Source organism: Anaerococcus prevotii DSM 20548 (assembly GCF_000024105.1).
In the GTDB taxonomy this organism is placed as follows: Bacteria; Bacillota; Clostridia; order Tissierellales; family Peptoniphilaceae; genus Anaerococcus; species Anaerococcus prevotii.
In genome coordinates, this window is sequence record NC_013164.1 from 16,921 (window position 1) to 31,296 (window position 14,376).

Consider the following 14,376-nt stretch of genomic DNA (forward strand, 5'->3'; position numbering starts at 1 on the left):
GAGATGAATATGTTTATAAAATTCAATGATAAACAAATGAATTTGAAAAGTAGAGAAATAGTTGCCTTAATTGTCTCTACTTGCATATTCATCTTATCTAATATTTTAGCAATATATGTTCCTAGCATTTTAGGTAAAATTATAGACATAATTACATCAACCAATAAATCTAATAGTGTAAGAGACTATGTATTTATATTTGCTATAATTTCTTTGCTAATAATATTATTACAATATATATCTTCAAAAATATTAAATGAATTAAATAAGAAGATTAATATTAGAATGTGTACATATGTGTTTAGCAAAATAAGAAAAATGAATCTTATATATTGGTTTAAAGAATCTAAAGGCGAAATCATAACAATTATTAGTAATGATATATATAATATTACTGATTTCATAACAAATTCTATACCTAACTTATTTAGTTTAATAATATCAACTATACTGATTTTTATATACATAATGAGATCTAGTTTGTGGATAGCATTTATAATTTTTTTACTAAATATTGTATTGGTAGTAATACAATATATGATGTCTAGAGTCGTTAAAATCAAATCTAGAGATGTAAGAAATTTAAATGCAGAAGTAAATTCAAAAGTACAAGCTTGTATAAATAATGTAGAAAATTTACTTCTTAAAGATTATTTGAAAAGCTCTAGCGAAAATTATAATAGAAGTAATAAAAAGTTATTCATTGCAAATAACAATTTAATGGATTTGATTTTAAGATCGTCTACTTTAAATCTTTTGGCAAGTTTGTGTAGTATTTTTATTATTATAGCGATTGGGGGACACTTAGCAAATACTGGAAATATTTCGACTGGAAGACTAGTAACTTTAATTTTATACTCTCAAAAGATTTTTTCACCTATAACTAACATAACAAAAATACTTATGAAATTTAATACGATTTTACCAAAGAAAACAAAAATAGATCAATTATTAGATAATCAAGATATGATTGAAGATTTTACTAACTTTGACCAATTATTGGAGCATAAATTAAACTTTAAAACAATTATTGCTAATGATTTAGAGACCGGATATTTAGATGATAATATTAAAATAGAGAATTTAAGTATCGATTTTACAAAAAGTAATGTCATTGGTATTATAGGTGATAACGGAGTTGGTAAAACCACTATTATAAAGTTAATAAGAAAGCTTTTACCTATAAAAAAAGGAAAAATAAAAATAGATAATACTCCACTTGAAGATATTGGTATTGGTGAATTAAGTCGAAATATCCAAATTATGCCTCAGACTGATTCTTTAAATCAATACGATATTAAATATATAAAATCCAAGTTACAAGAACATTATTTAAATGTAGATATAGAGATGTTTATAGGTGATATTTCAAAAATTTTTAAATCGTCAGATAAGTATGAATATAATATAAATTCAAAAGGAGAATTGCAAAAATTGTCATTTTTAAATACAATTTTTAAAGATGCAAAACTATATATTTTAGATGAGCCTTCAGCATCCATTGATTTAAAAAGTGAAAAGTATATGTCTAAGATTATTAAAGCATTATCTAAAGATAAAAAATTTATCATTATTACACATAGACCAGAGTTGTTAAATATATGTGATTATATAATTAACTTGTGAGATAAAAAATATCAGTCATAGAGTGAAGTTTTAATTTATATATTACATATATAATATCATAATGGTTAGAAAATATTCTCTTACTAAAGGAACATCTTTAGTACATTTTTTAAAATATTCTATTTAATTATCTGTTATAATATATTTTCAAAAAGTACACAATACTGTTAAATTTTAGTAACTACATAAAACGAGAGATTCTAGTTGAAATTTTACCATAAAATTAATATAAACTCTAAGTAAAATCTAATACAGTAATGGATTTTTTAGAAGTTAATTTGAAAAAATATAAATCAAATATGATAAAGTGGACACGGAAGAGAAAAGAATTTTAAGGCTTTGAGTAAAAAACATGCAGAACTTTCTGTGGTGCAAGCATAACATTGACTAGATATCTTTGAGATTCTTTTAGAGAAATCGAAAATAGTAATAATTCATAAGATCAAGAAGTGAAGATGTTATCTCTCCACTTCTTTCCCATAGTAATTTTCATAGTTTTTCCTATACTGAACAAGGTCAGAAAATTGTTCTTTATTCAAAGAATACTTTTGCATAAGGGTATTCTTTTTTTCTTGTAATTCATCAAGTTTAGATAGTATTTCTTTTGTGTTTGGTAGCTTTTTATAGTTAACTAAAATTTCTTTAGCGGCTATTTTATAGACGGAAAGTTCACTATAATACTCATCTGCAAATTGTTTATCATCAGTATTTTTCTTATGGTATTTATAGATTTCACGATAATTATTTATAGTATTTATATTTTCCATATCTTGAGACAAACTCTTCATTTCAGTTTCAATTTTCTTTATTTTATCTAACAAGTCTTGTCTATCATCAGCAGATTTTTTGATTAGATCATCGAGCTGGGTAATTGAATTAATTCCTTGTTCTCTTAATTTAATTATTGAATCAGCCATTGTTTTGATATTGTGTTTTCTTGCCCAAACTTCGTAACCTTTAGAGGATTGAGCTTTTTCATTAGTAGATATATCAATAACATTTCCTACTCGTTTTTTAATAGGATTAGCTTTATTTTTAATTGCTAAATCCATTCTTTCTTTGATTTTTTCCTCAGTATAATCTTCTCCGATAGTCTTCGATCTTGTAAATCTTTGCTTATCTTTATGACGAAAAGCAATGTGTTTACCAAACTTAATTTCATAATCAAGAGCTTTCATATTTTCTAAAAACTCTTCCCAAGATTTAGATTTATTAATCATTCTATCTATATCAAATTGTAGTTTAGATTTCCAAGAATTTCCTTTCTTGTTTTGGTCATATTCGTACCACGATTTACCCGCAGTTTTATATTTTCTTTTGTAAGCTTCATAATATTCATCAATGACTGAAAGCTTATTTTCATTACATAATTCGTCACTTTGATACCTAATTTTATGGTAAGTTTTTTTGTTGGATTGATAGCATTTGCCAGTCTTGTAATTGACATTATTAAAAATAATATGGTTGTGGATATGCCCTCTATCTATATGTGTTGCAAGAACAAATTCATAATCTTCTTTTAAAATTTTCTTGCATAATTCCATTCCAATTTCGTGAGCTTTTATAGGATCAACCTCTCCTGGTAGAAAAGATTGAATTAAATGTCTAGCCAAAACTGTACCTTTAGTATCATTGTCTTCTCGTGTTCTCATAAATTGAATATGAGCAGTAGATGGATGACATTTGAATGAAGATACTAAGATTTTTTCATCAGTTTTTTCACTCTTAGTTATATAATCTATTGCTAAATTTAGAGTCGATTTTATAGGATGTATTTTTGTAATTGCCATACTAATCACCAGAACTTTCTTTTGATTTATTAAGAAGTAGGGAATGGATCTGCCATATTTCTTTTGATAATTTTTCTATCTGATTATTCATAGATTCAATTTCATTTTTGTAAATAACACCAGTTGTATTAGTAGCTTTTGCAATCTGGTTTATATTATTTGTTGCATTTGAAAGTAGCCATTGTAGGTTTCTAAATGGTTCTAAATCTACTACATAAATCTCTTTTTCTAATACACATTTTCTAAGAAAGTGAGACATAGTTTTGCAATTAGCAAGTTTCATTTTCTTTTCAAAAACTTCTTTTTCTTCTTTAGTAAGTTTTATTTCTATTCTTTCATTTCTAAATCTATTTGCCATTTTACTCTCCTTTATAAAATATTTCGGGGTCTTAGGGCTCTCCCTAACAAGGTAAAAATTAAAAAAATGGAGCATTCCGTAAAGGTCTGCTCCATTAATTTTTTCGTAAGTGTCCGTACACTTACTGTGCTTGCTATTAAAGTTATAAGCGTTAAGCGTTTATTCAGTTTTATTAATTATACCGCATTTATTGAAGTTAATAAACAATATAAGATAAACTTCAAGGAATATTCTAAAAATTACTTTTAAATAAGGATTTTTATAAGTATAATGAAATAGTGTAAATATTAAGGAAATCATATTCTAAGTTCTTGAATTTCGTATTTACTAAATTTGGATCTAATTATTTTTATTTTGAGGGAGGGGTAATCTATTCTACACAGGGAATTTGCAGAGGAAAATTATTTAGAAGCTATATATATTTTATCTTTGGAAAAAGAGGAAGTAAGAAATATGGATCTTGCTAATTACTTAGAATATAAAAGACCTACTGTTACAAGAATGCTAAAAAAACTTGAAAATAAAGGGCTGATTATTTATGGTGAAGATAAAATAATTCGTTTAACAGAGGAGTCAAAAATATTTTGCGAAAAAATGTATACAAGGCATAAATATTTGACGGACGTATTTATAAGACTTGGAATAGATGCAAAAAATGCTGAAGACGAAGCTTGTCTTATAGAGCATGTTATTTCTGATGAAACTTTTGAAAAATTAAAAAAACATTTCGATTATAATTTATAGTAAATAGCATAGATGACTCGCATAATGAGATGTCTATGCTATTTTTATTTTTAAAATTATATTTTTAAAAACATCTCAAAGCTATTGATAAAAGCTATCAAATGGTATATAATAATTTTGAGTTAGCCAATACTAACAGAAAATAAATAAAAAGGTGAATTTATGTCAAAAAACTTTGAAATACTAAGTAAAGAAATTAATGAAAATAATATAATAGCAAATCTTTTTATATTCCCGTTTGCAGGTGGTGGAGTGTCTGCCTTTAGAAAATGGAAAGATGAGTTTGAAGATATAAAATTACTTGTTGCCCAGTATCCAGGAAGAGAAAACAGGTTTTCTGAAAAGGCTATAAGTGACATTAATATCTTAGTGGATAATTTATTTGAAGATATGAAAGAAAATTTTAATTTTAGAAAACCTTATTATTTATTTGGACACAGTATGGGAACAAAAATAGTTTATGAACTTGCATTAAGAATTAAAAATTCGGATTACATAAATCCAAGAGGAATAATAATATCAGGAGGACGAGCACCATTATATAAAGAACCTCATCCAATTTATCATCTTGATGATGACGGATTTATAGAAGGCTTAAGAAGATATGAAGGAACACCAAAAGAAATTTTAGACAATAAGGATTTAATTTCTATTTTCTTGCCAACACTTAGGGCAGATTTTGTAATAGATGAAGACTATCAAGACACAAAATTTGAGAAATTAGAATCACCTATACTAGGTCTTATGGGAGATAAAGATCAAGAAATGAATTTAGATGAACTTATAAAATGGCAAGATTATACCACAAAAGAATTCACTTATAGATATATCGATGGCAAGCATATGTTTGTCAATACATCTCCTGAAAGTGTCATTGAAGAGATAAAAGAGTTTATAAAAGTAAATGAAAATTGAAGAATATGAAATAAGAAAAATTAATGATTTTCTTACTTTAGAAGATTTAAAAGATAAATTAGCTAGTAATAATTTAATACTAATTAAGGCTTATACAGATAAATTATTAGAAGAAAAATTACTTCCTTATTTAACTAAAGAGGAGATAATAAAATCAGAAGATTATAAATCAGAGATAGCAAAAATTAATTATCTAGCATCAAGGGCAATACTTAATTTGACCTTAAAAGGTTTACTCGAAAAAGGAATTAATGATTTAAGAGTCAAGAGGGATAAAAACAATAAGCCTTATGTAGAAAACACTCTAGGATTAAAGTTTAACATATCCCATACAGAAGACTTGGTCTTGTTAGCTTTTTCTAAAATAGAAGTAGGAATAGATGTTGAAAAAATAAATTATCAATTTGAGTTTAAGGATATATTAGAAAATTGTTTTACTAAAGATGAAATTATAAATATAGATAATAACATAATCAGTTTCTATAGATATTGGACTGCAAAAGAAGCCTATCTTAAATGTGATGGTATTGGTCTTGTAAGGAATTTAAAAGAGATTGAAATAATTTCTTTTGGAAATGAATTTATAGAAATTAATGATAGTAAAAGGAATACAATAAGTAGATTAAAGTCATTAAACTATGATGACAAATATTTCGGGGCAATATGCTTGGAGGAAAATTAATGAACATTGAATTAAAAGAAAAATTAGAAAAAATTTATGATGAACAAGTATGGCCGCATATGACCTTAGGAGAATTTATTGAAGATTGTGCTAAAAAATATGGGGATAAAATTGCCTTAGTAGATGGAGATGTTGAACTTTCATATCAAGAATTAAATAGAAAAGCTTGCCAATATGCCAATGGTTTATTGAAAGCTGGATTTAAAAAGGGAGATAGAATCGTTCTTCAACTTCCTAATTGCCATGAATTTGTTATTATCCTTTTTGCCATGTTTAAGATTGGTTTGATTCCTGTATTATCCCTTCCAGCTCACAGGAAAAATGAAATAAAGGGAATATTAGAAAAATCAGGGGCAATAGCATATATAGCTAAGGGTAAATATCTTGGATTTTCATATGTGGATATGATTAGAGAAGTAAGAGAAGAATTAAACATAGATTTTAAAGTTTATATTCTTGGGGATAATCAAGGATATAAAAATTTTTACAATCTCAATGATAAAGATTATATATATCAACATATAGATGTTGACTATAAAGAAATAGGATTATTACTTTTATCGGGTGGTACAACTGGGATACCAAAATTGATACCAAGGAGACACTGCGATTATATCTATGTAGCAAAAGAAACTGCAAAGAGATGTAAAATGGATCAAGACAGTATTTATCTAGCCTCTCTTCCTATTGCTCACAACTTTCCTTTATGTTGCCCAGGGATATTAGGAACATTTTTTATAGGCGGCAAAGTTGTTTTATGCCCAGTAACAAGCCCAGATGAAATCTTGCCTTTAATTGAGGAAGAGGAGGTTACGATAACGGGATTAGTTCCTGCTATGGCAAATATATGTATAGATTTTATAAAGGTAGATGATTATGACATATCATCATTAAAGGTTCTTCAAGTTGGAGGTTCGGTTTTAGAAGAAAAGCTTGCAGAAAAAATAGAAAGAGAATTTGGGTGTAAATTACAACAAATTTTCGGAATAGCTGAAGGTCTGATTATGACAACTTCTTTAGATGATGATAGTAAAACTATATTTACAACTCAAGGTAAACCTATAAGTGAGTTTGATGAATTGTTAATAGTTGATGAAGATGGAGAAGAAGTCAAAGATGAAGATTACGGAGAACTTATAGTTAGAGGCTCTTACACAATTTATGGCTATTATAAGCTCCCAGAAGTAAATAAAAGATGTATAGACAAAGATTTATATTTCAAAACTGGAGATAAGGCAAGGAAACTAAAAGATGGGAATTATCAGGTAGTTGGAAGAATTTCAGAAACAATAAATAGGGCTGGAGAAAAAATCACCCCTTCTGAAATTGAAGATATTTTACTATCTAATGAAAATATAGGAGATGTTCAAGTTGTAGGAGTGCCTGATGAACTTTTGGGAGAAAAAATAGGAGTATTCATATTAAAAGATGAGAAGGACGAACTCTCATTAGAAGATATCAGGACATTTCTAGCAAATAAGAATGTAGCGGAATTTAAATTGCCAGATTCTATAAAATATATAGATTCATGGCCGCTAACTGCTTTGGGAAAAATTGATAGAAATAAATTAAAAAGAATAGAGTGAAAGGAGCAGAACATGGAATTTGATGCGAGAAAAGAAATTAAACTAATAATTGAAAAATGGTTAAAAGATACCTTGAAGAAATCAGACATAAAAGAAAATGACAATTTAATAGAAAAAGGCTTAAGTTCCATGCAAGTAATGCAACTTTCAGGAATTCTTAAAAAAGAAGGACTTAGAATATCCTTCGCAAAGCTCATTGAGAAGCCTACACTTAATTCATGGTTTGACCTAGTAGCTAATTCAAAAATTATTAAGAAACATTCAAAAGATAATAAGAAATCAAATGATGGCAAAGATTCATTCAATCTTACAGATGTTCAATATTCTTATTTTATAGGCAGAAGTTATGATCAAACTCTAGGTGGAGTGGGTTGTCATGCCTATATTGAAATAGATGGAAAAGATATAGATTATAAAAGATTGAATGATGCATGGAATAAACTTCAATATAGACATCCAATGCTCAGAGCAAGATTCACAGAAGATGGAAAACAAGAAATATTAGATAAACCTTTTAGCGAAGAAATTGAAGTTTTTGACTTGTCTAATTTAGATGAAGAAGAAACCAAAATTAGACTAGATAAAATACGAGAAAATTTATCTCATAGAAAACTTAGAGTAGAAATGGGAGAAGTCGCAGGATTAAAACTTGCGAATCTATCACAAAATAGAAACAAAATTTTCTTTGATTTAGATTTGTTAGTTGCTGATGTAATGAGTTTGAGCCTTATTTTAAAAGAATTAGGAGAATTGTATTTAGGAAAAGAATTAGACAATCTAAACAGTTATACTTTTAAAGACTATATAAATAATCTTGAAGTAGACTCTGAAATTTATAAAAAAGACCAAGAGTTTTGGAAAGAAAAAATAGACTCATTTGAAATAGAAAGACCTAATTTACCATTAAGAAAAGATCCTGAACAAATCAAAGAAACAAGATTTACTAGAAGAAAACGAGTTATTGAAAAAGATAAGTGGAGCAAAATAAAAGAGCTTGCAGCAAGCTATAAATCTACGCCATCAATGGTTTTATTAACTGCATATGATTTAATTCTAGAAAGATGGACTAACCAAGATAAGTTTTTTATAAACTTACCATTATTTAATAGAGATCTTTCAAACGAAAACATGAAAGATATGGTGGCAGACTTTACAAATATCTTATTAGTAGAGCATGAAAGAAAAAATTATACTTCTTTCCTAGAAACCTTGAATAGAATAAGCAAAACCTTTATAGACAATGTTAGCCATTCATCTTATAGTGGAGTACAAGTTCAAAGGGATATATCAAAATCACAGGGTACAAGCCTTAATGTAGCACCTGTAGTTTTTGCGTGCAACATAGACTATCCACTAGAAACTGAAATTTCAAGGAAAGCTTTGGGCAAAATTACATATATGGTTTCACAAACTCCAGGAGTATGGTTAGATTTCCAATCTTATATAAAAGATGGAGATTTAGTATTGTGCTGGGATAGTGTAGATGAACTTTTCCCTGAAAAAATGTTAGATGATATGTTAAATTCTTTAGAAAAACAACTTTTAAGACTAACAGAAAAAGAAAATTGGGAAAGCAAATTTGATGTGCTATCAGAAAATCAAAAACTAGCAAGAGAAAAAGAGCTTCAATCAATTCTTCCATTAAACTTTCCTGATGAAAGATTATATGACGGATTTATAAAAAATGTAAAAGAAAATCCAGAAAAAATTGCAATTATAGATTCAGAAACTAAAGAAGAAATATCCTATATGGACTTATATGAAAAATCCTTAAAAATAGCTGGATTTTTAAAGGAAAATGGAATAAAAAAGGGAGAATATGTAGGTATTACTCTTCCAAGATCAAGCAAACAAATTTATGCTATATTTGGAATACTTTTTTCTGGAGCGGCATATGTTGCTGTTGGGATAAATCAACCTAGCGAAAGACGAACTAAAATATACGAACAAATTGGCATAAAGTTTGTCATAAGTGACAATAAAACAATAGAAAATTGCAAACTAGATACAGGAGAAGTTTCTTTAATTGACTTAGACAAAGCTATAGACAAATCCTTAGGTCTTGATAATCCTATAAAAGTAAGTCCTTTTGACTCAGCCTATATAATAATGACATCAGGTACTACAGGAGTGCCAAAGGGTGTTGAGATCATGCACACAAGTGCCATTAATACTATTAATGATTTAAATGAAAAATATTCTATTAATTCAAATGATACGTTACTTATGGTGTCAGCAATAGACTTTGACTTATCAGTATATGATATTTTTGCAATACTTGGTGTAGGTGGAACTCTAATAACAACTAATGAAGATAATTATCGTAATCCTGATGAATGGATTAGAATTATTGAAAAATTTAAGGTAAGTGTGTGGGACTCTGTACCTATACTTTTTGACATGCTCGTAACTATGGCAGAGGGTGAAAAGAAAAACTTACCACTTAGAATTGTTATGTTATCAGGAGATTGGATATCAAAAGACTTACCAGGAAGATTTTACAAGTTAAGCGAAAAAGAAAATTCCATTGTTGTAGCTATGGGCGGTGCAACAGAAGCATCTATATGGTCAAATTATTTAAATGCACCAAGAGAAATACCAAAAGATTGGATATCAATTCCATATGGAAGACCACTTAAAAACCAAGTCTATAGAGTAGTAGATGAATTAGGTAGAATATGCCCTAATTATGTTAAGGGAGAACTTTTAATTGGTGGGGTAGGTGTCGCTAAATGTTATCATGGAGATGAAGACCTAACTAATAATAAGTATTTTGAAGAAGATGGGATTAGGTGGTATAGAACTGGAGATAATGGAAGATTTTGGAATGATGGTACTATTGAATTTCTTGGAAGAAAAGACACTCAAGTAAAAATTAAAGGTCATAGAATTGAACTTGGGGAAATCGAAGATGCTATAAGTAAATTTGATGGTGTTAAAAAAGTAGTAGTTGATTTTATAGAAAAAGTAAACAGCAAAAATCTAGTAGCCTTTGTAAAAATTGACAAGGATTCTGATAACTTTAATATTAATAAATGTTTAGAAAAAATAGACACTTCTTTTATTGAGGAAGTAGAAGAAATCTGTTATGAGGATATAGAGGCACAAAATGAAAAAATAAATAATCTGGTTGCCAAAACTATTATAAATGTCTTTAAAAGCTTTGAACTTGATTTAGTAAATAATAGCTACTCAATTGTTGATATTTATAATAAAATTAAGGATTCAAAAAGAAATAGATTTATAATTGAAAATTGGATAAATAAACTTTTATCTTTAAAATATTTAGAATTTAAGAATGAAAAATATTCATTAAGAGAAGATGAGATTTTCATAAATGAAGATAGTTGCAATAATGAAATAGGCAATTATTTAAAGGATTTAGAATTGGAGCTTATAAAGATTTTGTCGGGAGAAAATGATCCTATAGAAGCCTTTTATTCAGATTCAAATAAATCCTATATGTCAAAATTTGCAGAAGAACTTTTAGGATATAAAGAATCAATTAATAGCATTATAAATTCAATAAAGGCTTATGCAAGATTAAATAATAAGAAAAATATAAAAATCTTAGAATATGGAACTAGAAATAGCGAACTAACTACTACTATTTTTAAAGAGATTGAAGAATTTGTTAGTGATTATATTTATGTTGATAGTTCTATCTACTTTAGAAATAATCTATCTGACTTGGAGAGTGATAGTAAATATAAATATGTTTGCATAAATGATAACTTAGGAACTTCTTTAGATGAAGATGATTTTGATATTGTTATAGCTATAAACTCGATTCACAGAAGTAATGACAAAAAGACTCTTATAGAAGAAATGCTAAAAGCGTTGAAAGTCAAAGGACTTATTATTGGTAATGAATTAAAAAATAATAACCTACTACCTATAATTACAGCAGATATAATAAATGAGCAGCCATTTAACGAAGTAAGACCAGCTGATTTTGACAATTATGATTGTGAAGTCCTCTATATAAACAGTGAAAAAAGGACAGAATGCTCTAATTTTATAACTTTTACAATAGCTAACTTAAAAGAAAACAAGTATACCTTTGAAAAATTAAGAAGTTATTTATCACATGAAATACCAAGCTATATGATTCCTACTAATTTCTATCAAGTAGATGAAGTTCCATTAAATAAAAATGGAAAAGTTGATAGGAAGAAATTGAAAAATAAAATTATTAAGAATCAAACAAAAAATATGGATTATAGTAAAAAGATTGTGTATCCAAGCACTGATTTAGAAAAAAAGATGTTAAGAGTTTGGGTTAAATGCTTGGGAAATAAAAATATTAGTGTTTATGATAACTTCTTTTCTTTAGGAGGAGATTCGTTAATTGGATCTAGAATAATCAATGAATTAAAGAAAGATAGTATTAATATATCTGTTGCAGAACTTTATGAATTTGAAACGATATCTGAATGTGCTAAATATATAACAAATAGAGATAATGGGCAAAAAAATCCAGTTGAGGTTGGTGAGATTGAATGAGCAAAATTAAAGTTATTGTTTGTGGGACAAAATTTGGACAATTTTATATAGAAGCATTGCATAGATACGATACTGGATTTAAATTGTCTGGCATTCTGTCTAATGGTAGTAACCAAAGTAAGGTTTGTTCAGATAAATATAATGTACCATTATATACAAATATTTCAGATATTCCTAAAGATATAAAGTTGGCTTTTGTAATTATTAGAAGCGATGTAATGGGAGGTTCAGGTACAGATGTAATAATTGAATTGTTAAAGAGAGGTATAAATGTTGTTGCAGAGCAACCTTTACATGTAAAAGATATACAAAAGTGTGTAAAAGAAGCATTAAAAAACAATGTACTCTTTAGAATTGCCAATATTTATAAAAATATGGAGACTATAAAATTATACAAAGAAAAAATAATAGAATTTATCCCTGATAGTGAAATTACAAACATAGAAGTAACTGTATCAAATCAAATAGTTTTTTCTTTAATAGAAGTATTGGAGGAAATATTCGGGGACGAATTAATGCTATTAAATTCTGATGAAATAAAACCAAATATGGATGACTCATCACTCATATGTAGGATAGGCTCTAAGCTATTATTACTAAAAATTTTAAATAGGGTAGATGCTTTTGATCCAGATAATACTATGCCTTATATGTTAAATATTAAAACATTTACAAATTATGGAACATTAGAGTTATATGAATTATTTGGACCCATAATATGGAAACCAATGGTAAAGGTGGCTCATAATTATTTCACAGCAAAAGAGGTAAATGTGACATTGCAGACCAATGTATGTTATATGGAAGAACTTTACTCAAATAACTCTTTTGAAGAAATATTTTCTAAATATTGGATTAACTCAATTAAATCTACAATAATCAACATAAAACAAGATTTTTCTAAAGGTGAGTATTTAAGTAAACAAGATAAACATTGTTACCAAAGAATGGTTGAAAATGGAGTTAAATGGAATGCAATTGGAAATATTATAGGATATCCTCATTTATCATTAATAAAAAGAGAAGATTCCAATATAACCTCACGTATAATAAAAACGTTTAATGTAGAAAGAGCGACTAACACTGGTGACATAAGTATTAAATTAAAGGAATGTAGTTTTCAAGAGATTAAACTTCAAAAAAGGATATTAGATATTGCTTGTCTTGAATCTGTTTATTATAACTTGTTTAAGATTAATAATTTTATAATTAATGAAGAAATAAAGATATCTAACATTTTTAAAATAATTGGAGGAGATTTAAAAAGAGAAAGAGTATTAAAAAGATGGCTTAAAATTCTTGAAAAAGAGAAATATATAGTGATATCGGAGGAATATATTAAATTCATAGTAAATATTAATGAAGATAAAATGTTATATAACTGGAAAAGAGCAAAAAAATTTTTAATACCACATTTTACTGATGAAGTTGTAGTCGATTATTATATGGATCATAGTAGAGAATTCATTAATATATTATCTGGAAATTTAAATCCTATGTTATTATTATTCCCTAATGGAGATGATAAAATAGCCGTTGAATTTTATAGACAAAATTCGATGGAAAAAATCTTGGCAAAAGAGATATCAAAGCATATTTGTGATTATGTAAAAAAAGCTAAAAGAAAGATACGTATATTAGAGATTGGAGCTGGAACTGGAGCTACGAGTGAGTATATATTTTCTAATAGCGATTTAACAAACAATAATTGCGAGTATATTTTTTCGGATGTAAGTCAATATTTTTTGAATAATGCTAAAAGAAAATATGCGTATGAATATATAAAATTCAAAAAAATAGATTTCAATAAAAGCTTTATGGAACAAAAAATCTTTAATAATAGTTTTGATATTGTTATTTCAGCTGGAGCCTTAAATAATTCTATTGACACAAAAGTTGTTGTCGAAAATATTTTTAATTTAGTAAAGAGTGGAGGGCTAATTTTAATAACAGAACCAGTAGGAGAGCATTATGAGATTGCTTTATCTCAGTCTTTTCTGATGAATATTCCAATAGATGAAAGGTATGAATCGAATATCACATTCCTTAATTTGAATCAGTGGGTGGATTTACTTTCTCAAACAGGATTTATCACAAACTATTGGCCTGATGAGACTAATCCTTTGTCAGGATTAAATAAATATTTATTTATGGTAAGAAAGGAGTAAA

General features: G+C 27.3%; 9 protein-coding genes. 7 read left to right on the forward strand and 2 right to left on the reverse strand.

The window, feature by feature from the left end; genetic code table 11:
* The first annotated feature begins 9 nt into the window (after positions 1 to 9).
* Positions 10 to 1,626, forward strand: coding sequence for an ABC transporter transmembrane domain-containing protein (locus tag APRE_RS08945; RefSeq protein ID WP_012797110.1), 1,617 nt, complete (start codon positions 10 to 12; stop codon positions 1,624 to 1,626).
* 458 nt (positions 1,627 to 2,084) lie between these two features.
* Here the strand turns inward: APRE_RS08945 and APRE_RS08950 are convergent, their stop codons facing one another.
* Both APRE_RS08950 and APRE_RS08955 read right to left on the reverse strand, forming a co-directional pair.
* On the reverse strand, positions 2,085 to 3,416 hold the full coding sequence (locus APRE_RS08950) for a relaxase/mobilization nuclease domain-containing protein (RefSeq protein WP_012797111.1): 1,332 nt from the start codon (positions 3,414 to 3,416) through the stop codon (positions 2,085 to 2,087).
* Position 3,417: 1 nt separating this feature from the next.
* The gene (locus APRE_RS08955; RefSeq protein WP_012797112.1) at positions 3,418 to 3,774 is read right to left on the reverse strand and encodes a plasmid mobilization protein; all 357 of its coding nucleotides are present in this window, start codon (positions 3,772 to 3,774) and stop codon (positions 3,418 to 3,420) included.
* A gap of 372 nt (positions 3,775 to 4,146) precedes the next feature.
* Between APRE_RS08955 and APRE_RS08960 the strand changes: the two genes are divergently transcribed.
* From APRE_RS08960 to APRE_RS08985, 6 genes are all read left to right on the forward strand, one after another.
* A complete protein-coding gene (locus APRE_RS08960) occupies positions 4,147 to 4,518 on the forward strand; it encodes a metal-dependent transcriptional regulator (RefSeq protein ID WP_012797113.1) in 372 nt (123 codons plus the stop codon).
* 162 nt (positions 4,519 to 4,680) lie between these two features.
* On the forward strand, positions 4,681 to 5,433 hold the full coding sequence (locus APRE_RS08965; RefSeq protein ID WP_012797114.1) for a thioesterase II family protein: 753 nt from the start codon (positions 4,681 to 4,683) through the stop codon (positions 5,431 to 5,433).
* Positions 5,423 to 6,115 carry a 4'-phosphopantetheinyl transferase family protein gene (locus APRE_RS08970; protein WP_002841784.1) on the forward strand — a complete coding sequence of 231 codons (693 nt, stop codon included), beginning with the start codon at positions 5,423 to 5,425 and terminating at the stop codon, positions 6,113 to 6,115. Before APRE_RS08965 ends, APRE_RS08970 begins: the two co-directional genes overlap by 11 nt.
* Positions 6,115 to 7,701, forward strand: a complete 1,587-nt coding sequence (locus tag APRE_RS08975) for a (2,3-dihydroxybenzoyl)adenylate synthase (RefSeq protein WP_012797115.1) — start codon at positions 6,115 to 6,117, stop codon at positions 7,699 to 7,701. The genes APRE_RS08970 and APRE_RS08975 overlap by 1 nt, the downstream gene beginning before the upstream one ends.
* Before the next feature lie 12 nt (positions 7,702 to 7,713).
* A complete protein-coding gene (locus tag APRE_RS08980; RefSeq protein ID WP_012797116.1) occupies positions 7,714 to 12,207 on the forward strand; it encodes a non-ribosomal peptide synthetase in 4,494 nt (1,497 codons plus the stop codon).
* The gene (locus APRE_RS08985) at positions 12,204 to 14,375 is read left to right on the forward strand and encodes a bifunctional Gfo/Idh/MocA family oxidoreductase/class I SAM-dependent methyltransferase (protein WP_012797117.1); all 2,172 of its coding nucleotides are present in this window, start codon (positions 12,204 to 12,206) and stop codon (positions 14,373 to 14,375) included. Before APRE_RS08980 ends, APRE_RS08985 begins: the two co-directional genes overlap by 4 nt.
* Position 14,376 lies beyond the last annotated feature (1 nt).